This is a genomic window from Brachybacterium sp. ACRRE (assembly GCF_022346485.1).
Taxonomy (GTDB): domain Bacteria; phylum Actinomycetota; class Actinomycetes; order Actinomycetales; family Dermabacteraceae; genus Brachybacterium; species Brachybacterium halotolerans.
Genome location: NZ_JAKRMO010000027.1, coordinates 1 through 23,154, shown reverse-complemented (window position 1 = coordinate 23,154; position 23,154 = coordinate 1). Strand labels below are relative to the sequence as shown.

24 protein-coding genes, 1 pseudogene and 2 riboswitches are annotated in these 23,154 nt (G+C 71.9%); of the genes and pseudogenes, 6 read left to right on the top strand and 19 right to left on the bottom strand.

Features of this window, described 5'->3' with window-relative positions:
• The first annotated feature begins 37 nt into the window (after positions 1-37).
• Both MHY49_RS09620 and MHY49_RS09615 read left to right on the top strand, forming a co-directional pair.
• A complete protein-coding gene (locus MHY49_RS09620; RefSeq protein WP_239203778.1) occupies positions 38-1,384 on the top strand; it encodes a M20/M25/M40 family metallo-hydrolase in 1,347 nt (448 codons plus the stop codon).
• A 360-nt stretch (positions 1,385-1,744) separates the two neighbouring features.
• Positions 1,745-2,818, top strand: a complete 1,074-nt coding sequence (locus MHY49_RS09615; protein WP_239203777.1) for a 2-keto-3-deoxygluconate permease — start codon at positions 1,745-1,747, stop codon at positions 2,816-2,818.
• Here the strand turns inward: MHY49_RS09615 and crcB are convergent.
• From crcB to MHY49_RS09595, 4 genes are all read right to left on the bottom strand, one after another.
• Positions 2,734-3,111 (bottom strand): fluoride efflux transporter CrcB, encoded by a 378-nt coding sequence (gene crcB / locus MHY49_RS09610; protein WP_239203776.1) that lies wholly within the window; start codon positions 3,109-3,111, stop codon positions 2,734-2,736. The two genes, MHY49_RS09615 and crcB, sit on opposite strands and share 85 nt — an antisense overlap.
• Positions 3,108-3,683 carry a CrcB family protein gene (locus tag MHY49_RS09605; RefSeq protein WP_239203775.1) on the bottom strand — a complete coding sequence of 192 codons (576 nt, stop codon included), beginning with the start codon at positions 3,681-3,683 and terminating at the stop codon, positions 3,108-3,110. The genes crcB and MHY49_RS09605 overlap by 4 nt, the downstream gene beginning before the upstream one ends.
• Before the next feature lie 233 nt (positions 3,684-3,916).
• Entirely contained in the window at positions 3,917-4,645 is a 729-nt protein-coding gene (locus tag MHY49_RS09600) for a TetR/AcrR family transcriptional regulator (protein WP_239203774.1), read from the bottom strand.
• Between the two features lie 94 nt (positions 4,646-4,739).
• The gene (locus MHY49_RS09595; protein ID WP_239203773.1) at positions 4,740-6,074 is read right to left on the bottom strand and encodes an MFS transporter; all 1,335 of its coding nucleotides are present in this window, start codon (positions 6,072-6,074) and stop codon (positions 4,740-4,742) included.
• A 293-nt stretch (positions 6,075-6,367) separates the two neighbouring features.
• Positions 6,368-6,463, top strand: a riboswitch (TPP riboswitch).
• 81 nt (positions 6,464-6,544) lie between these two features.
• Between MHY49_RS09595 and thiM the strand changes: the two genes are divergently transcribed.
• Both thiM and thiE read left to right on the top strand, forming a co-directional pair.
• Complete coding sequence (gene thiM, locus MHY49_RS09590; protein WP_370646082.1) at positions 6,545-7,513, top strand: hydroxyethylthiazole kinase; 969 nt, start codon at positions 6,545-6,547, stop codon at positions 7,511-7,513.
• Entirely contained in the window at positions 7,510-8,178 is a 669-nt protein-coding gene (gene thiE, locus MHY49_RS09585; protein WP_304502672.1) for a thiamine phosphate synthase, read from the top strand. The genes thiM and thiE overlap by 4 nt, the downstream gene beginning before the upstream one ends.
• A gap of 26 nt (positions 8,179-8,204) precedes the next feature.
• Here the strand turns inward: thiE and thiD are convergent, their stop codons facing one another.
• Both thiD and MHY49_RS09575 read right to left on the bottom strand, forming a co-directional pair.
• Positions 8,205-9,083, bottom strand: a complete 879-nt coding sequence (thiD, locus tag MHY49_RS09580) for a bifunctional hydroxymethylpyrimidine kinase/phosphomethylpyrimidine kinase (protein ID WP_239203772.1) — start codon at positions 9,081-9,083, stop codon at positions 8,205-8,207.
• Between the two features lie 43 nt (positions 9,084-9,126).
• A riboswitch (TPP riboswitch) is annotated at positions 9,127-9,246 on the bottom strand.
• 6 nt (positions 9,247-9,252) lie between these two features.
• Positions 9,253-10,356 (bottom strand): NAD(P)/FAD-dependent oxidoreductase, encoded by a 1,104-nt coding sequence (locus MHY49_RS09575; RefSeq protein ID WP_239203771.1) that lies wholly within the window; start codon positions 10,354-10,356, stop codon positions 9,253-9,255.
• A 91-nt stretch (positions 10,357-10,447) separates the two neighbouring features.
• Between MHY49_RS09575 and MHY49_RS09570 the strand changes: the two genes are divergently transcribed.
• Positions 10,448-11,026 carry a helix-turn-helix transcriptional regulator gene (locus MHY49_RS09570; protein ID WP_239203770.1) on the top strand — a complete coding sequence of 193 codons (579 nt, stop codon included), beginning with the start codon at positions 10,448-10,450 and terminating at the stop codon, positions 11,024-11,026.
• A 99-nt stretch (positions 11,027-11,125) separates the two neighbouring features.
• On the opposite strand, the gene MHY49_RS09565 is transcribed toward MHY49_RS09570, so the two are convergent.
• The 6 genes from MHY49_RS09565 to MHY49_RS09540 all read right to left on the bottom strand — a co-directional run bounded on the left by MHY49_RS09565 (position 11,126) and on the right by MHY49_RS09540 (position 16,523).
• On the bottom strand, positions 11,126-11,335 hold the full coding sequence (locus tag MHY49_RS09565) for a CsbD family protein (protein WP_228359012.1): 210 nt from the start codon (positions 11,333-11,335) through the stop codon (positions 11,126-11,128).
• Between the two features lie 214 nt (positions 11,336-11,549).
• Positions 11,550-11,753: a cold-shock protein gene (locus MHY49_RS09560; protein WP_152352115.1), complete on the bottom strand. Its 204-nt coding sequence runs from the start codon at positions 11,751-11,753 to the stop codon at positions 11,550-11,552.
• A 390-nt stretch (positions 11,754-12,143) separates the two neighbouring features.
• A complete protein-coding gene (locus MHY49_RS09555; RefSeq protein WP_239203769.1) occupies positions 12,144-12,545 on the bottom strand; it encodes a hypothetical protein in 402 nt (133 codons plus the stop codon).
• Positions 12,546-12,660: 115 nt separating this feature from the next.
• Positions 12,661-14,052, bottom strand: coding sequence for an NAD-dependent succinate-semialdehyde dehydrogenase (locus tag MHY49_RS09550; protein WP_239203768.1), 1,392 nt, complete (start codon positions 14,050-14,052; stop codon positions 12,661-12,663).
• Between the two features lie 12 nt (positions 14,053-14,064).
• Complete coding sequence (gene doeA, locus MHY49_RS09545) at positions 14,065-15,228, bottom strand: ectoine hydrolase (RefSeq protein WP_239203767.1); 1,164 nt, start codon at positions 15,226-15,228, stop codon at positions 14,065-14,067.
• On the bottom strand, positions 15,228-16,523 hold the full coding sequence (locus MHY49_RS09540; protein WP_239203766.1) for an aspartate aminotransferase family protein: 1,296 nt from the start codon (positions 16,521-16,523) through the stop codon (positions 15,228-15,230). Before MHY49_RS09540 ends, doeA begins: the two co-directional genes overlap by 1 nt.
• Before the next feature lie 329 nt (positions 16,524-16,852).
• Here MHY49_RS09540 and MHY49_RS09535 point away from each other — a divergent pair, with 329 nt between their 5' ends.
• Positions 16,853-17,263, top strand: coding sequence for a hypothetical protein (locus MHY49_RS09535; RefSeq protein WP_228359017.1), 411 nt, complete (start codon positions 16,853-16,855; stop codon positions 17,261-17,263).
• Positions 17,264-17,311: 48 nt separating this feature from the next.
• Here MHY49_RS09535 and MHY49_RS09530 read toward each other — a convergent pair whose 3' ends face one another.
• The 7 genes and pseudogenes from MHY49_RS09530 to MHY49_RS09505 form a co-directional block, all read right to left on the bottom strand.
• Positions 17,312-17,797 (bottom strand): GNAT family N-acetyltransferase, encoded by a 486-nt coding sequence (locus MHY49_RS09530; RefSeq protein ID WP_239203765.1) that lies wholly within the window; start codon positions 17,795-17,797, stop codon positions 17,312-17,314.
• A 51-nt stretch (positions 17,798-17,848) separates the two neighbouring features.
• Entirely contained in the window at positions 17,849-18,598 is a 750-nt protein-coding gene (locus MHY49_RS09525) for an MBL fold metallo-hydrolase (protein WP_239203764.1), read from the bottom strand.
• A gap of 71 nt (positions 18,599-18,669) precedes the next feature.
• A complete protein-coding gene (gene ilvD / locus MHY49_RS09520; RefSeq protein ID WP_239203763.1) occupies positions 18,670-20,460 on the bottom strand; it encodes a dihydroxy-acid dehydratase in 1,791 nt (596 codons plus the stop codon).
• 73 nt (positions 20,461-20,533) lie between these two features.
• Entirely contained in the window at positions 20,534-21,595 is a 1,062-nt protein-coding gene (locus MHY49_RS09515) for an MFS transporter (protein WP_255719827.1), read from the bottom strand.
• A 28-nt stretch (positions 21,596-21,623) separates the two neighbouring features.
• Positions 21,624-21,908: pseudogene (locus tag MHY49_RS19355) on the bottom strand (MFS transporter); the annotation flags it as partial.
• Between the two features lie 390 nt (positions 21,909-22,298).
• Positions 22,299-22,823, bottom strand: a complete 525-nt coding sequence (locus MHY49_RS09510; RefSeq protein ID WP_239203762.1) for an AAA family ATPase — start codon at positions 22,821-22,823, stop codon at positions 22,299-22,301.
• Positions 22,824-22,895: 72 nt separating this feature from the next.
• Positions 22,896-23,105: a GNAT family N-acetyltransferase gene (locus MHY49_RS09505; RefSeq protein WP_239203800.1), complete on the bottom strand. Its 210-nt coding sequence runs from the start codon at positions 23,103-23,105 to the stop codon at positions 22,896-22,898.
• Positions 23,106-23,154: the final 49 nt, after the last annotated feature.

Sequence of the window (23,154 nt, the reverse complement as noted above, 5' to 3'; positions counted from 1 at the left end):
ACAGACCCGTGCAGCCCCGCTCAGGAAGGACCACCGCGTGCCGCTCTCCGCACCGACTCAGGACGAACTGGAGCTGCTGCAGGACGAGGCCGTGCAGATCACGCGCGACCTCATCCGCATCGACACCAGCAACTTCGGCGGCAACAAGGGGCCGGGTGAGCGCGAGGCCGCCGACTACGTGGCCGGCCGGCTGCGCGAGGTCGGGTACGAGCCGGAGATCATGGAGTCGGAGCCCGGGCGCGCGAGCGTGGTGCTGCGCATCCCCGGCGAGGACCGCGAGCGCGGCGGCCTGGTGATCCACGGCCATCTCGACGTCGTCCCCGCGAACGCCGAGGACTGGAGCGTCGACCCCTTCGCCGCCGAGGTGCGCGACGGAGTCCTCTACGGCCGCGGCGCCGTGGACATGAAGGACATGGACGGCATGATCCTCGCGCTCGTGCGGCACCTGGCCCGCACCGGGCAGAAGCCGCCGCGGGATCTGGTCATCGTCATGTTCGCCGACGAGGAGGCCGGCGGCGTGCTCGGCTCCCGCTGGATGGTCGCGCACCGCCCCGAGATCTTCGAGGGCTGCACCGAGGCGATCAGCGAGGTGGGCGGCTACTCGATCACCGTCCCCGAGAAGGACACGGGGCGCGACGTGCGCGCCTACCTGCTGCAGACCGCCGAGAAGGGCTACGCCTGGATGCGTCTGCGGGCGCACGGCCGCGCCGGGCACGGCTCGGTCCCCAACGACGAGAACGCGATCGTGCGGCTGTCGCGGGCGATCGCCGCGATCGACGCGCACGAGTTCCCCTTCGAGTACATCGCGAGCGTGCGCACCCTCTTCGACCGGGTGGGCGAGATCAGCGGGCGCGACTGGGACGAGGAGGACCCCGCGGCGTTCCTGCCGCTGCTCGGCGGCGCGCGCCAGTTCGTCTCGGGCACCCTCTCGGACACCGCGAACGCGACCACGCTGCGCGCCGGCTACAAGGGCAACGTGATCCCGCAGACCGCCGAGGCGGAGCTCGACTGCCGCTTCCTCCCCGGCCATCAGGACGAGCTGCTCGCCCTCATCGACGAGCTCTCGGGGCCCGACGTCGAGATGATCGTGGACACCCTGGGCATCTCGCTCGATGCGCCCGACGACACCCCGTTCGTCGCCGCGATGCACCGCGCGATCCTCGCCGAGGACCCCGGCGCCGAGCTGCTCCCCTACTGCCTGAGCGGCGGCACCGACAACAAGCAGCTCGCCGGGCTCGGCATCACCGGCTACGGCTTCGCGCCCCTGCAGCTGCCCGCCGACCTCGACTTCGCTCCCCTGTTCCACGGCATCGACGAGCGCGTCCCGGTGGACTCGATCCGCTTCGGCGCCCGCGTGCTGCTGCGCCTGGTCTCCGACTGCTGAGACCGCCCACTCCCCCCCCCGGTTCTGCTTCTCCCTGCCCGCGCCCGGACTGCCCGCGGTTCGCATCGGCGTTCCCGCTCGGGCGCCCGACGCTCATCGTCCCGTGATTCCGGCACGCCAGGACCAGGTCGTCGGGCGTGGAATCATCGGCTCTCTTGCCTTCCGAGCACTCAGTTCTGGCGCAACTCGCCCACACCCCTGGGGTCAAGGTGCATCAATGCAGGAGCCTCCGAAGCAATGGCGCTCTCTGCACCGATAGACATGGGATGATTGGGGTCTTCGTCGACGAGGCCCCTGAACGCCCTGTCCGGGTGCAGCGTCCGTCGAGGCACGTCGTTCGGATGAGGTCGAGGAGGACCCATGCTGCCGATCAAGAAGACCCTGGACCGCATTCCCGGCGGGCTGATGCTCGTCCCCCTGTTCCTCGGTTCCCTCGTGAACACGCTGGTCCCGAAGCTCCCGGGCACGCTCGGCTCCTTCACGGAGGGCCTGGCGACCGGCACCGTGCCGATCCTCGCGGTGTGGTTCGTGTGCCTGGGTGCCACGATCTCCCTGCGTGCGACCGGGACGGTGCTGCGCAAGTCCGGCACGCTCCTGCTCACGAAGCTCGCCACGGCGTGGCTGGTCGCGGTCGTGTTCACGGCGCTGGTGCCCGGCGGGCACATCACCCACGGGATCCTGGCGGGGCTGTCCACGCTCGCGCTCGTCGCCGCGATGGACATGACGAATACCGGGCTCTACGCCTCGCTGATGAACCAGTTCGGCACGAAGGAGGAGGCGGGCGCCTTCGTCCTGATGAACATCGAGTCCGGACCGCTGATGACCCTGCTGGTCCTGGGCTCCACGGGCCTGGCGAGCTTCGACCCGGTCATCCTGGTCGGGCTGATCCTGCCCTTCGTGCTGGGCTATGCGCTGGGGAACCTGGACCCGCGGATGCGCGACTTCCTGGGAGCGGGAGTGCAGCCCCTCATCCCGTTCTTCGCCTTCGCTCTGGGGTGCGGCGTCGACCTCACCGTCATCCTCCGCACCGGCCTCCTGGGCATCGCCCTCGGACTCGCGGTCATCGTGATCACCAGCATCCCGCTGATCCTGTGCGACATCGTGATCGGACGGGGCAACGGGACCGCAGGCATCGCGGCCTCGAGCACCGCTGGAGCTGCGGTGGCCACGCCCCAGCTGGTCGCCGCGGTCTCCCCGCAGTTCCGCCCCATGGCCGAGACCGCCACCTCGCTCGTGGCGACGTCGCTCATCGTGACCTCGCTGGTCGTCCCGGTGATCACGGCCCTGTGGGCGCGCAACGCCCACCGGATCCCCCTCGCTCGACGGCGTCCCTCAGCGCTCGCCGCATCTCAGAGCGCCGCGCCGACCACGAGCCCCAGCGCAGCGGCGGCCGAGCCGACGACGAGCGATCCCAGCAGGTTGCCGAGGGCGTAGAGCACCCGGCGCTCCTGGAGCAGACGCGCGGTCTCGACGCTCGCTGTCGAGAAGGTGGTGTACCCGCCGAGGAAGCCCGCCCCCAGGACCACCTGCAGCTCGGGACTCAGCAGCTGGGCGCCGAGCATCCCTGTGACCAGGCCCAGCAGTAGCGAGCCGCTGACGTTGATGAGCACGGTCCCCCAGGGCATGGCGCCGGAGACACGTGAGCGCACGATTCCGTCGACCACGAAGCGGGCGACCGCACCGACGCCGCCGGCGAGGCTGAGCAGGACGAAGACCGCGGCGCTCATCGGGCGGCCTCCTCATGGGGCCGACGCGACGTGCGCCGGGAGGCGGCCAGGATGCCGGCGACAGCGAAGAGCACGCCGAGGACCACGCTGACCAGGCCGAAGGCCGCGCCGACGAGGACCCGCCCGTCGGCCATGAGCTGATCGACGGCGAGAGCGAGCGAGCTGTACGAGGTGAAGCCGCCCATCACCCCGGTGCCCAGGGACAGCCGCAGAGCGCGGCGCACGCCCTGGTCGGGCCCGCTGCGGGCGAGGGCCTCCAGGAGGATGCCGAGGAGGAAGGCGCCCGCGAGGTTGATCGCGAACAGGGAAATAGGCACTCCGCCGAGCTCCGGGACGGCGAGCGTCAGGGCCTCGCGGGCGGCCGTGCCGAGCGTTCCGCCGATCAGCACCAGGGCGATCGAGCCCGGTCGCAGGTGCAGGGGCCGGACGCGCGCGGGGAGGAGGACGTCTGGTGCAGTGGTGTTTCCCGGAGCAGTGATGTCGCTCGGCGCTGTCGTGCCGCCCGGCGGATCAGGACTCTCAACGTCGGGGTCGAGCGGGATCTCGGGATGCGGGTCCTCGGGTCGGGTCACGGATCACTCCTGTTCAGCGTCGGGCGGGCGCGCGCGACCGCCGGATCCCGGCGCGCGAGGGTCGCGCTCCGGGAACGAACAGGGACCGTTGTCGATCATCGAGGTTGGGTACGGCGGGCCCCACCGCCGTGCCGGCGGGCCCGAGGGCGGCCGACGCGCACCATTGAACGCCGCGCGGGCCGAACGGGGCAAGTCACCGCCGGCAGCGTCGGCCCTCCAGGCCGGGTCCGCCGTCAGTCCTGGCCCGTCCCCCAGGCCTCCTTGAGCCGGGCGACGTGGTCGCCGAGGATCTCCGCCATGTCCACCGAGGGGTCGATGAGCCATTGCAGCTGCAGCCCGTCCATGAGGGCGACCGTCTCCCGGGCGATGCGCTCGACGGGGGCGTCCTCGCGCACGTCGCCCTTCTCCTGGTCCAGGCGCAGGCAGCGGGTCAGCGACTCCATGACGGCCTCGAAGTGCTCGAGCATCCACTCGTGCGCGGGGTGGTCGGGGGTGGTGGCCTCGCCCGTGACCGTCGCGTAGAGGAGCACGATCTGGCGGCGCTGCATGTTCAGCCCGGCCACGTGCACCAGATGGTCGAAGGCGGACCAGGGCGTGGATCCCTCGGGCGGCATGGGGTCGCTGTCCACGGCGTCGCGATGGGCGAGCACGGCCCCCAGCAGCGACTTCTTCGAGGGGAAGTGATGGGCGAGGCCGGACGGCGAGATCCCGGCGCCCTCGGCGACCTGCGCCATGGAGGTCGCTCCGAAGCCCTGACGGGCGATGAGGTCGACGGCGGTCCGCAGCGCCTGCTCGCGGACGACCGCGGAGTCCTGCCCGCGGGGCCGCCCCGGGCGCCGACGGACCGGACGCTTCTCGGCGGCCCCCTTGGCGGTGCTGCGCTCGCGCGGCTCGCGCGCGGCGACGGTCCCCTCGGCGGCGCTCGCGGTCGCGGCGGCGCGCGTGGTCTGGTCGGTGTTCATGGGCTCCCCTTCGGCACAGGTCTCCGTCGACCTGGGACGAGAGCGGGCCGGTGCGATCGTGCCGCACCGGCCCGTCATCAATGTGTCACCCCTACTATTTCACGCCGCGGATGAACATCGTGAGCACAGCGCCGATGACGCCCGAGATCGCGGCGGCCACGAAGAGGACCGTGAAGTCGGTGCCCCCGCCGATGCGGGCGAGGAGCATCCCGCCCAGGGCCGGGGCGATCGACTGCGGCAGGGCGTTGGCCATGTTGAAGACGCCCAGGTCCTTGCCGGAGGTCTTGCGGTCCGGCAGCACCTCGAAGACGAGCGCGAGGTCGACGGCGAGATAGGTGCCGTAGGCGAGGCCCATGATCGCCTCGCACAGGAAGAACCCGCCGACCGAGTCGACGTGGGCGAGCATGTAGGTGCCCAGTCCGAAGACGAGGATCGACCCCGCCACGAGCACCTTGCGACGTCCGATCCGGTCGGAGATCCACCCGGCGGCCAGCCCGGCGACCATGGAGAGCACCGTGTAGATCGTGACGCCGGTGGCGACCGCGGTCGCCGCCGCCACGTCCTCCAGACCCAGGTGGTTGGTCATGAACAGCACGCGGAAGCTGATGAAGAGGTAGGAGGCCATGATGATCATGAAGCGCCCCCACCAGGCCAGCCCGAAGTCGGGGAAGCGGATCGGGTTCGTCCAGAACGAGGTCACGAGCTCGCGCAGGTTGAACGGGTAGCGGTTCTGCTTGAGCACCGGATCCGGGAGCATCAGGGCGTAGATCGTCACCAGCAGGAAGCCGATCACGGCCGGGATCATGAACAGCCCCAGCATCGTGCCGCCGAAGAGGCGGGCGCACCAGGTCGCGGCCATGATGGCGGTGTTCTGGGCGATGCCCACGATGCCGGAGACCTTGCCGTACTGCTCGTCGGGCAGCTGATCGGCGAGGGAGGCGGTGTAGGCCGCGTACGCCATGTTCGCGCAGGCCTGGGCGATGAACCAGCCGCACGCCAGCACGACGACGTTCGGGGCGAGCGCCATCAGCAGCATCGCGGCGCACATCGCGAGGGCCCCGCCGATGATCCACGGTCGGCGCCGTCCCAGCCCCGATCGCGTGCGGTCCGAGAGGCGCCCGCCGAGGGCGTTGAAGACGAGCGCCGCGATCGCACCGGGGGCGATCGCCGCGGCGGCGATCGTGGCCTGCTCCGCCGGGATGTCCGAGAGCGTGCGGGCCTTCATCTGGACCGACACGGTCGCGGGGCCCATCAGCGCGAGGAAGAGACCGAACTGTCCCAGAAAGATCCCGGCGACGTACCAGAGCGGCTTCTTCTCGGCGGGCCTGATGCCCATCGCGGGCACGCGCAGTCGCGGGCCGAGGATATTGGGGCTGCCCGTCGGGTCGACGGTCGGGTCGACCTCGAGGTCGGGTGCGGCAGTGGACACGGGAGACTCCTTCGTCATGACCGTCGGGCGATGCTCGCGACGCTGTGCGTGCGGTCCGTGCGACCGTGCCGAAAGTATTAGTTGGTCTGAACTATTTTGTCGAGCCGCATCCTGCCGCACGGACGTCCGGGACGCCCGCCCGACGCCCTGAGCTGGCCACCCGGCGCCACGTCGTGCCGCACATCACAGACCCTGACCACAGGGGATCCGCGGCACCACGGACGTGCGCTGCGTCGTGCCGACGAGGGCCGGGCGGCGTTCCCGACCTCCCTTCGCGCGCGCTAGGCTCGTCGGCACGTGACACGGGGTGCCGCCGACGGCGGCTGAGAGCAGACCCGTCGAACCTGATCCAGTCAGCGCTGGCGTAGGGAATGTCCGAAGCCGCGGCCGGGTGCCGACGATCCTCGAGGGTCGTCGACGACCACCCGCCGCGGCCGCGCCGGCCCCTCGCCCCGACGAGAGGAGCCCGATTGGCCCCCGCAACCCCCGCAGACGGCGTCCCCGAGGTCGCCGCCGATCCCTCCGCGCGCCCCGCGTCACGCGTCGGTCCCGTCGATCCCGCAGGGCTCGCCGCCCGCTGTGGCGAGCTGCTGGACGCGGTGCGCGAGCGCGGTCCGCTGGTCCACGCGATCACGAACTCCGTGGTCACGAACGTGACGGCGAACGTGGTGCTCGCGATCGGCGCCGCCCCGGCGATGGTCGATATCGTCGGCGAGGCCGGCGACTTCGCCGCGGTCGCCGACGGTCTCCTCGTCAACCTGGGCACTCCCGCGCCCGAGCAGCGCGAGGCCATGCACGAGGCGGTCGCAGGAGCGCGTCGCGTCGGGACGCCATGGGTCCTGGACCCGGTCGCGATCGGATCACTGCGGGTGCGCACGCCTCTGGCTGCCGAGCTCGTGGCGCAGGGGCCGACCGCCGTGCGCGGCAACGCCTCGGAGATCCTCGCCCTCGCCGGCGAGGGCACCGGCGGCCGGGGCGTCGACTCCTCCGACCCGATCGACGCGGCCGTCGCGGCGGCGACCCGCCTCGCGCGCACGCACGGCGCCGTGGTCGCGGTCTCCGGCGAGCGCGACCTCATCACCGACGGGAGCACGCTCGTGGAGGTGGGCGGCGGCAGTGCGCTGCTGACCCGGATGACCGGCGGGGGCTGCGCCCTGGGCGCCGTGATCGCGGCCTTCCTGGGCGTGCGCGGCGAGGGAGCACCTGCGCTCGAGGCCGTCGTCGCCGCACACGCCGCCTACTCCGCGGCGGCCGAGCGCGCCGCCTCCGGGGCCGACGGGCCGGGCACCTTCGCGCCCCGGCTGCTCGACGCCCTCGCTGCGATCGGCCCGGACGAGCTCCGAGCGCCGGGCCGCCTGCACGTCGGCGCCGCGACTCCGGGCGGTACCGGGGATCACGGCGACACCGTGGATCAGGGCGACGGGGGCGAGGCGGCATGAGGCCCTCGAGCGAGGAGCTCGGCCTGTACCTCGTCACCGACGCCGCGCTGTGCGGTGCGCGCGGCATCGTCCGCACGGTCGAGCTCGCCGTCGAGGGCGGCGCGCGGGTGGTGCAGCTGCGGGAGAAGCACGCGGACCTCGCCGAGCACGTGCGCCTCCTGGAGCGTCTCGCGCGGGTGATCGATGCGCGTGCGCTGCTGCTGGTGAACGACCGTGTGGACGCCGCCGTGGCGGCGCGCGAGCGCGGGATCCGCGTGGACGGCGTGCATCTGGGGCAGGGCGACGAGGACGTGCGCCGTGCCCGCGATCTGCTCGGGCCCGACGCCGTCATCGGGCTCAGCGCGAACACGTCGGCGCACCTGGACGCCGTGGCCGCACTGCCCGAGGGCACCGTCGACCACGTGGGCATCGGCGCGATCCGCGCGACCGCCACCAAGGCGGATCATCCGCCGGCCCTCGGCATCGAGGGGTTCGCGCTGCTCGCGGCCGCCTCCCCGGTGCCGAGCGTCGCGATCGGCGGGATCACTGCGGCCGACGTCCCGGCCCTGCGGCGCGCGGGCGCCTCGGGCTGCGCGGTGGTCTCGGCGGTCTGCGCGGCCGACGATCCCCTGCGCGCGGCACGGGTGCTCTGCGCGGCCTGGAGCGGAGCCGCATCGGATCAGTGAGCGGGGCCCTCGCCCGTGGGAAGGAGTCAGCGATCCGGCGTCGCCTCGCCGTCCCACAGCTCGAAGAAGTGGTGCAGCGGCCCGTGGCCGCGGCCCACGTCGAGGCGGTCGCTCGCGGCGAGCGCTCCGTGGAGGTACTCCTTGGCGCCCCGCACGGCGTCCTCGACGGACATGCGCGGCAGCCGGGCGGCGATCGCCGCGGAGAGCGTGCAGCCGGTGCCGTGGTCGTTGGTGGTCTCGATGCGCGGGGCGGGCAGCTCGAGGATGCCCTCGCTCCCGCACAGCAGGTCGGTGCTGGTGGGCGACCCCTCGAGGTGGCCGCCCTTGAGGAGGACGCTGCGCGGTCCGAGGGCCAGCAGGTCGTGGGCGCGCCGACGCATCTCCGCCTCGCTCCAGTCGGGCTCCTCCCCCAGCAGCACCGCGGCCTCGGGCAGGTTCGGGGTGAGGACGTCGGCGAGGGGCACGAGCTGCTCGCGCACGGCGTCGACCGCGTCCTCGTCCAGGAGGCGGTCGCCGCTCTTGGCGACCATCACGGGGTCCAGGACGATCCTGCGCGCGCCGTGGCGGCGCAGGCGCTCGGCGATCACCTCCGTGATCGCGGCGTTCGCGACCATGCCGATCTTCACGGCGTCCACCTGCACGTCCTCGAGGACCGCGTCGATCTGCTCGCCGACGAACTCCGGATCGAGCGCGACGACCCCGCGCACCCCCTGCGTGTTCTGGGCGACGACGGCGGTCACCACGGCCATCCCGAAGGCGCGCTGGGCGGCGAAGGCCTTGAGGTCCGCGTGGATGCCCGCGCCACCCGTCGGGTCGGTCCCCGCGATCGAGAGGACGTTGGGGATGCGACCGGTGGCGGGTTCGCCGGGGGACGGCGCGCTGGGACTGGGGGCGCTGGTGCTCACGATGCCTCTTCCACGAGACCGGCGGGGAGGGCGCTCAGCGGTTCCGTCCCTGCGCCGGCATGATCCGGATCAGGTGCTCAGGGTCTCCACGCCGTCGCCGCCCCGCGCTCCTGCGCATCGCGTGACCAGTGGACTCTCAGCCCCTTGCCGGGACTCCCCTCGGTGCCACTCACGCTAGCAGGGAGAGGCTCCCGTCGGCGGCCTCGCCCACCGTGCGCGAGCGCAGCGCGGCGTCGGTGTCGGCAGTGGCGAGGTCGGCATTGATGTGCGCTCCGGCGAGCGCGCCCGCGGCCGCCGCGGCACCCACCTGCGCGGTCGGGTCGGTGACGTTCCCCGCGACCCAGACGCCCGGGACCTCGCTCACCCCGGCCATCGCCGACGGCACCTTCGCCCCCATCCCCGGGATCTCCTCGACGCGCAGGCCCAGACCCTCGAGCCCGTCGAGGCGAGGGGTCATCGTGGTCGCGACGGCCAGCACGCGGCGCGCGATCACCTCCCCGCTCGCCAGGCGCACGCCCGCGATGCGGGGTGCGCGCTCCCCCTCGACGGCGGACGCGTCGGGGGCGGCTCCGTCGTCGGCGATCACCTCGGCCACCTCCTCGTCGATCACGCGGATCCCGCGGGCGGACATCCTCGCGCGGGTCCGGGCGTCGAGCGCGGTGCCGCGGGCGAAGAAGGCGATGTCGTCGCTGAGCTGGCGGAACAGCCACGCCTGGTGCGCCGACATCGGGCCCGAGGCGAGGATGCCGATCGGCTCGTCGCGCACCTCCCAGCCGTGGCAGTAGGGGCAGTGGACGACGCCGCTCCCCCAGTGCCGGGCGAGCCCCGGGATCGCGGGCAGCTCGTCGCGCACGCCGGTCGCGACGAGGAGTCGCCGGGCGCGCAGTGCGCGACCGTCCTCGAGGGTGAGGTCGAAGCCGCCCTCGACGCCGTCGACCCTCCAGTCCGGCCGCACCGAGGCGACGCGGCCCTGCACGACGGTCCCGCCGTAGCTCTCGACCTCGTCGCGCCCGCGTGCCAGGAGCTCGGCGGGCGGCGTGCCCTCGCGGCCCAGCAGCCCGTGGACGCCCTCCGCCGGGGCGTTGCGCGGGTCCCCCGCGTCCACGACGATCACGCGGCGGCGGGAACGGGCGAGCATGAGTGCGCCGTTCAGTCCGGCGGCGCCGCCGCCGATGACGACGACGTCCGCGGCGGGATCCGCCGCGCCGCGTGCCGGGGAGCCGTCGCGGGCGCTGGTGCCTGCGGATGCAGCGGTGATGTCTCGGGGGTCCATGGATGCCTCCTCCTGCCCGCGGGGCGGGCCGATCGTCGTGTACGACGTCGACACTAGGCATTGATTGCCTATACGGCATACTCTCTTGCCTATGACGCAAGAAGATGCCGCGATCGAGACCCTCGTGCGCAAACGGATCCGGGCGCTGCGCGTCTCGCGCGGGTGGTCGCTCGGCGATCTGGCGGAGCGCGCCCGGATGAGCCCGTCGTCCCTGAGCCGGATCGAGGGCGGGACTCGGCGCCTGGCCCTGGATCAGCTGATCACGCTGGCCCGAGCCCTGGACACGACCCTGGACGAGCTCGTGGACTCCGGCGCGGACGACGCGGTCTCGAGTCCCACGCTCGACGGACCGAGGGGCGCGATGCGCTGGACGATCCGGGGCCAGCCGGATCTCTCGGTGATCCGTCAGCGGCTCACGGAGCCGCCCTCGGCGCCCTCGGCCATGCGGGCGCACACGGGGCGCGAATGGTTCGTGGTGCTCTCGGGGACGGCGACGCTGCTGCTGGGCGACCGGCGGCTGCGGGTCGAGAAGAACCAGGCGGCGGAGTTCCCGACGATGCTCCCGCATGCGATCGGCGCCGAAGGGGGCAGACCCTGCGAGATCCTGGGCGTCTTCGACCGGGAGGCACGGCGCGAGCACAGCGGGCCGCCCTCCGCGTCGGCGAGCTGAGTCGGCCGGGCTCCGCAGGCCACGACGCGAAAGAGCCCCCGCCCGGCGCATGCCGGACGGGGGCTCCTCTCGGAGTACTGGGACTCCGGGCGACGAGTCTTACTCGCCGTCCTTCTTGCCGGTGAGGCCGTTCAGGGCACCCTTCACGGAGTCCTTGACGTCCTGGACCTTGTCCTCGAGGCCGGCGCGCGCCTGCTGCACCTTGCCCTCCGACTCGGCCTCCTTGTCACCGGTCAGCTTGCCGAGGCCCTCCTTGGCCTTGCCGCCCAGCTGATCCGCCGTGTTCTCGAACTTCTCATCCGCACTCATCAGTGCCTCCCTCGCTGTCGGATGTCCTGCTCGTACCCTTGCGAGTATAGGGACGAAGGCCGGACGGCGGGCGAGTTCCACCTGGCCGCGAGCTGAACGCGGTCGCGCCCCGCCCTCCGCCGATGAGGGCGGAGGACGGGGCGCGGTGCACGCGATGCGTGCGACTCCCGGAACGAGGCGGCGGGCGGACCCGCCCCTCAGCTCAGGAGGAGGTTCAGGCCGGCTGGATGTTGGTCGCGGTCAGGCCGCGATCCGTGCGCTCGGTGTCGAAGGAGACCTTCTGGTCCTCCTCGAGGTTGCGGTAGCCGGAGCCGGCGATGTTGCTGAAGTGGGCGAAGACGTCGGCCGAGCCGTCGTCGGGGGCGATGAAGCCGTACCCCTTCTCGGAGTTGAACCACTTCACGGTGCCTGTAGTCATGCAGTCTTTCCTTCGGTGTGCAGAGAGCAGATGCCCTCTGTGCGGTCACGACGAGATCTCCGCCGTGCGCCCCCACGGCGGAACCTTCCCGGTGGGAAGGAGTCCGAAGTGGGGAGTTCGTAGGGATGGGCGCGGGGCCTCATCCGGTGGGCTGCCGAGTGCGCTGCGGAGATCCTTCATGGACCTGCGACGCCACGGTCGATTGCAGGGGGTGTGGGTGCTGCGGGTGAAGATGTCCTGACGGTCGGCCGTGCGCTCGATCGGCGCTGTTGATTCGAGCGTACCCGATGAATCCGGATCGCACGAGGGGTTTGCCGCGTGCATCATGCGGGAGTGTCGGGCGGAGCACTCGACGGGCACGCGATCAGGCGCCGCCGGCGGCGGCTGCCGTCACCACATCGCCCGGGCGAGCGCGGCGACGACGACGCTCAGCAGCTGGCCGCCCACCATCATCACCAGCCATGACGCACCCACGGTCACGCCGACGATCGCCGCCGTCCTGCGTCGCGAGCGCTGCAGCAGGGCGACGACTCCGATGACGATGGCGACCAGCGCCACGAGCGCGAGCAGGATCGTCGATCCCCAGCCCCAGAGCGCGTAGCCCGTGTTGTACTTCGCCATCAGCAGCGGCACCAGCACATTCAGTCCGCCGCGGATGGTGGAGAGCACCACGAGCACGATCGCCGCGATCAGCGAGACGACGCCCAGCGGGTTCGACGCGGCGTACGACGCGGGATCAGAGGCGGAGGGGGACGGTGCGGCGCCGGAGCGCGGCTGTTCGGGCTGGCCCATGGGGCGAGTATGCCCGACGAGCCTCGCGCCCCGAAGGGATGAGGCGGGCGGGCTCGGCCTCGCGTGCCGAGTCCGCCCGCCTCATCGCTCCACGGTCAGGCGCGGGCCGCGCCGATCAGCCGACGGCGGGACCCACCCAGACCTGCTGGGCGTTGACGAACTCGCGGATGCCGTGCGGCCCCAGCTCGCGGCCGTAGCCGGAGCGCTTGATGCCGCCCGAGGGCAGACGCGGATCGGTCTTCACGATCCCGTTGACGCTGACCTGCCCTGCCTCGATGCGCCGGGCGAGGGCCTCCCCGCGTGCGGTCTCGGTCCAGATCGAGGAGCCGAGCCCGTAGGGCGTGTCGTTCGCGATCGCGATGGCATCGTCCGCGTCGTCGGCCGCGACGACCACGGCGACCGGGCCGAAGGTCTCCTCGGTGCACGCGGTCATGCCCTGCTGCACGCCGGTGAGCAGGGTGACCGGATAGAAGAACCCGGGCCCGTCGGGCATCTCGCCGCCCAGCACGAGCTGCGCCCCGGCCTCGACGGACGAGGCGACCTGCCGGTGCAGGTTCTCGCGCAGCTCCTCCCGGGCGATGGGCCCCACCTGGGTGGTGTCCTCGTGGGGGTCGCCCACGGTGAGCGCCGCGAGCTGCGCGCGCAGCAGCTCGACGAACTCGTCGTGCACCGAGCGCTCGACGATGACGCGCTTGGCGGCGATGCAGGACTGGCCGGCGTTGATGATGCGCGAGAGCGCGGAGACCTTCGCGGCCTCCTCGAGGTCCGCGTCGGCCAGCACGATGCACGGGTCCGAGCCGCCGAGCTCGAGCACCGCCGGCTTGATCTCGCTCGCGGCGATCGCCGCGACCTTCGCGCCGGCCCGGTCGGATCCGGTGAAGGAGACGGCGGCGATGCGCGGGTCGCGGATCGCCTGCTCGACGTCCTCGGTGCGGGCCTGGAGGACCTGGAAGATCCCCTCGGGGGCGCCGACGGCCCGGAAGACCTCCCCGATCGCCGCCGCGCAGCCGGGCACGTGCGGGTCGTGCTTCATCACGCACGTGTTGCCTGCCATCAGCGCGGGAGCGGCGAAGCGGAACGCTATCCAGAAGGGCGCGTTCCAGGGCAGCACGCCCAGCACCGGCCCGAGCGGCAGATGCTGGATGTAGGAGGAGGTGGCATCGGAGGCGATGTGCTCGTCGGCCAGGTACTCCTCGGCGTGGTCGGCGTAGTGCTCGGCGGCCCAGGCGGCCTTGTTCACCTCTCCCCTGGCCTCGCCGATGGGCTTGCCCATCTCCTGGGTCATCAGCGGTGCGAGCTCCTCGACGTGCTCGCGCATGTGCGCGGCGACGGCGCGGAGCACGCCGGCGCGCTCGGCGAAGGTGGTCTCCTTCCAGGTCGTGAAGGCGTCGTGGGCGCGGCCGACGATCCCGCTGATCTGCGAGGGAGTCGCGGCCGGCACCTCGCGCACGACGTCGCCGGTGGTGGGGTCGATGGCTGTCAGCACGCTGGCGGTCTGTTCGCTCATGGTGTGCTCCTCTCAGGCGGAGTGGACGGTGAAGTCCTCGGGGACGTGGAAGAGGGATTCGCAGCCGTCGGCCGTGATGCGGACGGTGTCGGAGATCCCGCAGGTCTTGTCGCCGTCCACGCCCCACATCCAGGGGATGAGGTGGAAGGTCATGCCCTCGTCGAGCTCGCGCCGGTCCCCGCTCATGAGGGAGAGGATGTAGCCCTCGTCCCAGCTGGGCGGGAAGGCGATGCCGATCGAGTAGCCGGCGCGGGTGATCAGGTGCGCACCCACGGAGTTGTCCTCGATGACGGCGCGGGTGAGCTCGTCGACCTCGGAGACGGTGACGCCGGGCTTCATGAGTCCGCGCAGCTCCGCCAGCGCCCGCTTCATCGTCTCCTGCGCCTCGTGCATGGAGTCGGTGAGGCCGCCGTTGACCACGGTGCGCATGATCGCCGCGTGGTAGCGGCGGTAGCAGCCGCCGATCTCGAGGAACACGTGCTCGCCGGGCTGGATGATGCGACCCTCCCAGGTGGCGTGCCCGATCATCGAGCGCGGCCCGGAGGTCACGTAGGGCATGACCGCCGGGAACTCGCCGCCCGCGCGGAACATCGCGGAGGCGATCGCCGCGGCGACGTCGTTCTCCGAGTTCCCGGGGACGGCCACCTCGACACCGGCGGCCCAGCCGGCCTCGGCGGCCCGCGCCGCGCGGCCCATCACCTCGATCTCCGCCGGCGACTTGCGCAGGCGCCCCTCCTCGACGATCCCGAAGCAGTCCACGAGCCCGTGCCCGAAGGCCTCGTGCATGCGGTCCTGCTGGTAGGCCGGGAAGTAGTAGCTGTTGCGCTCGAAGCCCACCGTGGCGTCGCCGAGTCCCAGGTCCTTCAGCAGGCCCACGAGGGTGACGATGGCGTCGCCGTCGTCGGGGAAGGGTCGGGTGCGGTCCACCCAGGTGCGGTGGATGACGTTGGACTCCTCCATGCCGCGGGTGACGAACACGGAATCGTCCGTCAGCGGCACCACGAGGGCCTGGAAGAAGGAGTAGCCGGTGGTCTGGTAGTCCGTGAGGTACATGAGGTTCTCGGGGTCCGAGATCACGACCGCGTCCAGTCCGCGCTCGGCCATGCGGCTGCGCAGCCCGTCGAGGCGGCGCTCGTACTCCTCGGGCGCGAAGGTCATGTCCTCGCGCCGGCGCATCAGCGGGCGCCTTCCAGGTCGGCGTCCTTCGCGGCGGGGATCGCCGCCGCGGCGGCGTCGATCGCCTCGGCGAGGATGTCGAGGCCGGCCGCGAGGTCGTCCTCGGGGATCGTCAGCGGCGGGATGAGCTTCACGACCCGGCCGTCCTGGCCGCAGGGGCCGATGAGCAGGCCGCGTGCGAAGCACTCGTCCTGGACCTTCTTGGCGAAGGCGCCGTCGAGGGTGTCCAGGGCCTGCATCATGCCCTTGCCGCGCACCTCCCATCCCCGTTCGGGGTGGGCCGCGGCGATCTGCTCGAGCCGGTCGCGCATCACCTGTCCCTTGGCGGTCACGTCCTTCCCGAAGGCGTCGTCCGTGAAGTAGTCCAGGGCCACGGTGCCCGCGACGAAGGACATGCCCTGGCCGCGGAAGGTGCCGGTGTGCGCGCCGGGCGACCAGTGCCGGTCGACCTCGGGCTTGTTGAGGTTCATGGCGATCGGGGTGCCGAACCCGCCCAGACCCTTGGCGAGCGTGATGATGTCGGGGTCCAGGCCCATCCCGTCGAAGGAGAAGAAGCTGCCGGTGCGGCCGATGCCCGCCTGGATGTCGTCGAAGATCACGAGCGCGCCGACCTCGCGGGCGAGGTCCTGGACGGAGCGCAGCCAGGCGGCGCTGGCCACGTTCACGCCGCCCTCGGCCTGGATCGGCTCGAGGAGGAACGCGGCGGGAGCGGTGAGCCCGCTCGAGGTGTCCAGCAGTGCCTCCCGGTACTCGGCGATCGCGGTGTCCCCGCCCGGCGCGGTCTCGAACGGCAGGCGCACGATGTTGTCCAGTGGCACGCCCGCCCACTGCCGGAAGGCGTGGTTGGCGGTCGCGGCGAGGGAGCCGAGGGTCATGCCGTGGAAGCCGTGGCTGAATGCGACGATCTCCCGGCGGCCGGTGGCGCGGCGGGCGAGCTTCATGGCGGCCTCGACGGCGTTGGAGCCGGTGGGGCCCATGAACTGCATGCGATGGTCCATGCCGCGCGGGGCCAGGATGACGTCCTGGAACTTCTGCACGAAGTCCCGCTTGGTGGTGGTGTACGTGTCGAGGCTGTGGGCGACGCCGTCGTTGCTGATGAACTCGATCAGCGCCTCCTTCATCCTCGGGTTGTTGTGCCCGAAGTTCAGGACGCCGGCGCCGGCGAAGAAGTCGATGTAGCTGGTGCCGTCCTCGTCGACCTGGCGCGCGTTCGACGCGGAGGCGAAGACGGTCGGGTAGTTGCGGCAGTAGCCGCGGATCTCGGATTCGTGCTGCTCGAAGACTGCAGTGTCCATGGCATATGCCTCGCTTTCGGCGACGTGCGAGAGGACGACGATCCGGACCACTGTGTCCGGGATCGACGAAGGCGGCCCCGAATCGAGAACCGCCTTATGACGCACCCTCGACCCCCGATGCCGCCCCCGTCAAGCAGGGTCTGTCCCCCGGTGCCGACGGGCCGGGCCGTTCCACGCTCCCACCTGCGCGGGGTCCGTCTCGATACATCCGGGGATCGGGGCCCGCCGGCGCGTCGTCGGTTCGCGCGCCTCGCGTCCGACCTTCCCGAGGCATGCGAGCGCACGTAGGGTGGCAGCCATCACACGTCGCGATGGAGGAGGCGACCACGATGGCGCAGACGGAGCCCCACCTGGCCGAGATCGCGCTGCGGGTCGCGCGCGGCGAGCTGGCCATCGTGCCCGGCAGCCCGCGCAGCGGCCCGAACTCGCGGGCGGAGGCGCAGGCGCTGCTGTTCGACGCGCTCGGCGCCCTCCCGGAGGACGTGCAGCACCGTCTCTTCGGGGAGCCCACCCAGCGCGCGATGTTCCTGTACTACGAGGAGGGCCCGGCGACCGTGGGCGTGGTCCTCGAACCGGCGACCGCGGTGCACGGCCCCTCCCTCGCCGCGGTGGAGCGGCACGTGCGCGACGTCGTCGCCGCAGATCGCGGCGTGGTGCACGCGGACGTGCGCGTGTTCGGCACGCGGGTGGATCGCGACGTGGTGCTCGAGGCTCTGCAGGACGTCGTGCCCCGGAGGTGACGGCGGACCTGCTGACCTTCCGGGGCGGGACGCCGGCGCAGTGACCCGTCAGAGGGCTCGAGGGAGCGCCTTCTCGAGTCTCTGCGAGGTCTCCGTGGCGCGGCGGCGCACACCGTCGTCGTCGACGTACTCGTAGGTGCAGGTCTCCGATTCGCCCGTCGCCGCGAACCCGAGTCGCTCGTACAGGCGGCGCGCATCCGGATTGTCGACACCGACCGCGAGACCGATCCTGCCCTGCGGCCGTGCGGCATCCTCCGCCGCCGCGACCAGCGCGGAGCCGACTCCTCTGCTGCGGAACCCTGCGTCGACGTGCAGGTTCCGCAGCTCCGGCACCTGCTTCCACACCAGCTCCCCCGAGCCGACGGGGACGTCACCGATCCACGCGACGAGGAAGAGGCACATCCCCTGCTGCTGGGCGGCGAAGACGGAGGACGCGTAGTCCTTGCCCACGGGTTCGCGGGCGGTGAGTGCGCGCGCATCATCCTCACCGCAGGGGTGGATGCGCAGTCCTGCGGCGGGGTCCGGGGCGTCCATGCGCGCACCCTACCGACCCGTGCGAGCGCGCGAAGTGCGAGGCGAGCCTGTTCAGCGGGACGTCTGCGCCGCGCTGCGGGCCCTGGCGCGCTCCACGGCCTCGCGCACGCTCCCCTGCCACGGGTCCCCGTGCCCGGGGAGGATGAGACCGGCCGGCAGGTCGACGAGGGCATCGAGCCCGTCGAGCGCCGCCTGCGAATCGCGCGCGAAGAACTCGGGGAGCATCTGGGGCCCGTCGACGACGGAGAGCCGATGCCCGGTGATCAGCGCGTCGCCGGTCAGGAGGATCCCGGCGTCCCGCAGCAGGAATGCCGCGTGACCGAGGCTGTGGCCGGGCGCGGGCACGGGCTCGGGGCGCCCGGGGAGGTCGAGGGGCCCACCCAGGGGCAGCGGCGAGGCCGACGGCACGGCCACGTGGGACATCCCTCCCGCACGCAGCACCGTGAGGATCCACCGCGCCATGTGCGGGGCGGAGAGGTTGGCGAGCACGTCGCGCGCGCCCGCCTGGTCGTGGACCTCGCCGTGCAGGGCCGGGATCTCGTCGGCGTGGGCGAGGACCGGCACGTCCCAGTGGCGCAGGAGGCCGGGCAGGGTGCCGATGTGGTCGACGTGCGCGTGGGTGACCAGCACGGCGCGGACCTTCGAGGGGTTGCCGACGAGTCGGCGCACGTCGTCGGCGACCTGCGGAGCGTCCCCGGGGTAGCCGGCGTCCACGAGGGTGAGCTCGTCGTCCTCGCGCAGCAGGATCCAGTTCGATCCGCATCCGGAGGAGAAGAACACTCCGTCGGCGACTTCACGCATGGCAGGGGTCCTCCGGTTCTCGGACGGGGAAGGCGGCGCGGGCGGGGTCGCCGAGGCCCGGGCCGGCGCCCTCAGTCACCCAGGATCGCACCGCGCGAGGCGGACTTCACGAGCTTCTGATACTTGGCCAGGACGCCCTTGGTGAACTTCGGGGGCAGCGGCGCCCATCCCTCCTTGCGGGACTCGAGCTCCTCGGGGTCCACCAGCACGTCCAGCTTCCCGGTCGCGACCTCGAGGCGGATCCGGTCGCCGTCGCGCACGAAGGCGATCGGCCCGCCGTCCACGGCCTCCGGGGCGATGTGCCCGACGCACAGGCCGGTGGTGCCGCCGGAGAAGCGTCCGTCGGTCATGAGCAGGACATCCTTCCCCAGCCCGGCGCCCTTGATCGCCGCGGTGATCGCGAGCATCTCGCGCATGCCGGGGCCGCCCTTGGGGCCCTCGTAGCGGATGACGACCACGTCGCCGTGGGTGATGGTGCCGTCGCGCAGGGCCTGCAGCGCGGGCTTCTCGCGCTCGAAGACGCGCGCGGTCCCCTCGAAGACGTCGCCCTCGAAGCCGGCGGACTTCACGACCGCGCCCTCGGGGGCGAGGGAGCCGTGGAGGATCGTGATGCCGCCGGTGGGCGCGATCGGGTCGGTCACCGGCCGCAGGATCTCCCCGTCGGGCTTCGGCGGATCGAGGGCCTCGAGGTTCTCGGCCACGGTGCGGCCGGTGACGGTGAGGCAGTCGCCGTCCAGCAGGCCCGCCTCGAGCAGGGAGCGCATGACGACCTGGATGCCGCCCACGCGATCCACGTCGTTCATGACGTACTGGCCGTAGGGCTTGAGGTTCGCGAGGTGAGGGACCTTCGCGCCGATGCGGGCGAAGTCCTCGAGCGTCAGGTCGACGTCGACCTCGTGGGCGATCGCCATCAGGTGCAGCACGGCGTTGGTCGAGCCGCCGAAGGCCTGGACCAGCGCGATCGCGTTCTCGAAGGCGGGCTTGGTCATGATGTCGCGCGTGGTGATGCCCTGGCGGAGCATCTCGACGACGGCCTCGCCGGCTCGTCTCGCGTCGGCGTCGCGTCGACGATCGGCCGACGGCGGGGTCGCCGAGCCCGGGATCGACATGCCCATCGCCTCGGCGACGGTCGACATCGTGTTGGCGGTGTAGAAGCCGCCGCAGGCGCCCTCGCCGGGGCAGATGCGGCGCTCGATCTGGTCGGCGTCGGCCTGGCTCATGCGGCCGCGCGCGAGGGCGCCGGCGGCCTCGAAGCCGTCGATGATGGTGACGTCCTTCGAGGTGCCGTCGGAGAGGTTCACGTGGCCGGGCATGATGCTCCCGGCGTAGACGAACACGCTGGCGAGGTCGAGCCGGGCGGCGGCCATGAGCATGCCCGGCAGGGACTTGTCGCAGCCGGCGAGGAGGACGGAGCCGTCGAGCCGCTCGGCCGACATCACGGTCTCGACGGAGTCGGCGATCAGGTCACGGGAGACCAGGGAGAAGTGCATCCCCTCGTGGCCCATCGAGATGCCGTCGGAGACGGAGATGGTGCCGAACTGCAGGGGATAGCCGCCCGCGGCGTGCACGCCGTCCTTCGCGGCGCCCGCCAGCCGGTCCAGGGAGAGGTTGCACGGGGTGATCTCGTTCCAGGAGCTGGCGACGCCGATCTGCGGCTTGTCCCAGTCCTCGTCCCCCATGCCCACGGCGCGCAGCATCCCGCGCGAGACGATCGCGTCGGGCCCGTCGGTGACCTGGTGACTGCGGGGCTTCAGTCGCGAGGCGGTGGCGCCGGCGGCGGAGGTGCCGGCGGCAGCGGGATCGGCGGCAGTGGGATCGGCGGCGGTGGGGTCGGAATCGGCGGTGTTCCCGGGGGCGCTCATGCCCTCGACTCTAGGACGTGAGCGCGATCATGTCAGGGGCGCGGGAGCGGAGGATCCCCCGCCCTTCGCGATCTCAGGCGGCCATGGGGGTCTCGGTCGCGCCGATCCGCAGCGCCGACAGCACGGCTGCCAGGGCGACGGCGGCGGCGAGCGCGAAGCCGATCTGGGCCCCACCGACGAAGCCGGTCGACGAGGACGCGAGCGCGCCCATCATCGCGATCGCCAGGGCACCGCCGACCTGCCGGAAGGTGTTCAGCACGGCGCTCGCGATGCCCGACTGCGAGGCCTCGACGCTGCTGAGCACCAGACCGGTGAGCGGGGGCATGGCGATCGAGCCTCCGGCGCCCACGAGCAGAATGAGCAGGCCCAGGACCATCGGGCTCTGCGAGAGCAGGCCGGGGATCAGCAGCACCAGGCCGACGGTGATCGAGGAGAGCCCCAGCACGGCCGGGAACCGCGGGCCGAAGCGGGCGACGACGGGCCCGCTGCCGAGGTTCCCGAGCAGGCTGATCAGCGCGGAGGGGAGGAAGACGAGCCCGGCCGCGAGCGGCGTCATCCCGAGCTCCTGCTGGAGGTAGAGGCTGAGGACGAAGACGGTCCCGAACCAGGAGCCGATGAAGGCGAACCCGCCGACCAGGGAGATCCTCAGTCCGGCGGAGCGGAAGAGTCCCAGCGGCATCATCGGGTGGCGCACCCGCGCCTGCACGAGGACGAAGGCGACCAGCCCGAGCGCTGCGAGGCCGAGTGCGCCGAGCACGACGGGATCGGCGAATCCGCGCGCGCCGCCCTCGATGAGACCGAAGATGAGGGCCACGAGCGCCGCGAGAACGAGCACCTGGCCCGCCCAGTCGAACGGCACCGGGCGGCGCGGGGACGGCGCCACCCGTCCCATCAGGATCGCCATGACCAGGCAGACCGGGATGTTGATCGCGAAGACCAGGCGCCAGTCCAGGGTCGTGAGCAGCCCGCCGAGCAGCGGGCCCGCGGCGGCGGAGATCGCGCCCGCCGCGGTCCAGACCCCGAGGGCGTGCGCGCGGGGCACGGGATCCGGGAAGGCCTCGCGCAGCAGCGCCATCGAGGCGGGGAGGATCAGTGCGGCGGCAGCGCCCTGACCGGCCCGCGCCGCGATGAGCAGCCCCGTGGAGGGGGGCGAGCGTGCAGAGGACGGAGGTGAGCCCGAAGAGGATGACCCCGGCCGTCATCGCGCGCCGGGCCCCGATGCGGTCCGAGAGGTTCCCGGCGCACAGCAGCAGGGACGCGAACACCAGCGTGTATCCATCGACCACCCACTGCAGCGCGGAGGTCCCGCCGCCCAGTTCTCGTCCGATGGAGCTCAGGGCGATGTTCACGATGAGGATGTCGAGAGTGGTGAGGAAGAACGCCCCGCTCGCGAGGACCAGGGTCGTGCGGGCGTGACGCGGGGTCGTCTCGGGAGCGGTCGTGGTCACCGGGCGTGCCTTCCTCCGGATGCGGTGCGGTCGAGGGTTCCGGTGCGAATCCCCTCGTGATCAGGGGCGGGATCCTGCACCGTCCTGCCAGCGTAGGCGGGCGGCCCCTCGGCAGGGACGCCCTGTCAGTACCCGTCAGAGCGGTCGACGATGGGCGCTCTCGGAGCGTCGCGACGGTGCGGGCATCCCCGCGCCTATCGAAGTCACGAGCCACCGGCCGACGAAGACGAGCGGGGAAGAGCGTGGGGGTTCACTGTGCCCGGGGAGGCGATCGGTACCTCGATCCACGAAGGAACGATCCCTCATGTATCGGTCGGCGCACCCAGCGCTAGGACGCCATGAAGCCCGTATGACTGATTCGAGACCGACGGGGGCCATCACCTCCGAAATCTAGGCGCCGTTCAGAAGTGGCTCCACGGCTGCCCACAGCGCATCAGCACACTGCTCAGGCGCTTCGGTCGCTCCCGTTCGAACTATCGAACTCTGCTTCAGCAAGGCGCGCAGCGCTATCGCATCCAACCGCGCATCCTCGACGGTCGCTTCGGATTCTTGCCGGCCTCGGAGGCGCGCAGCTCGGGTATCGTCCTCGACTTCCCAACCGACGACCGCTCCCACCTCCGGCGATGGCAACACGCTGGGCACCTGGGTCAAGAGCACCATGTCGAACCCGGCGCGAGTGACGAAAGTGCCTATGCGGTCCCAGAGCCGATCGTAGGCGGGCCAGATCGGTGCGGCAGAGGGATGGGCGATCTTCACGCCCAGCAGGGAGCCGCCTTCGAGGACTTCGTCGATATCGGCCACGACCGCGATCCCACGACCACGCTCGATCAGGTGGGGCAGCACCGTGGACTTACCGGTGCCGGGAGGTGCACAGATGAGGACCAGAGCACCTCGGTGCGGGGAAGATGTGCTCATCGCATCGACCTTTCGGGAATCGAACTGCTCCGCGATCTGCCATCGCGTTGACGAGCGCCTCGAACAGTCGTCTCAGGGGTGCAGGTCGAACGCGGTCTGGGTGCCGAGCAGTGCGAACCCCAATCGTGCTCCGAGCCGCGTGGACGCGGTGTTGGTGTCCCGGGATCGCCACTGCACGACTCCATACTCGCCCAGCGCGTGGCCTACGGCTGCCGAGGCCACGGATCGCCCCAGTCCTCTGCCACGATGCTCCGCGATCACCGCGACGCCGCAGTGCGCCATCGCTCCTGACCATTCCTCAAAACCCGCTGCCGCGACCGCCCCCCCCCCC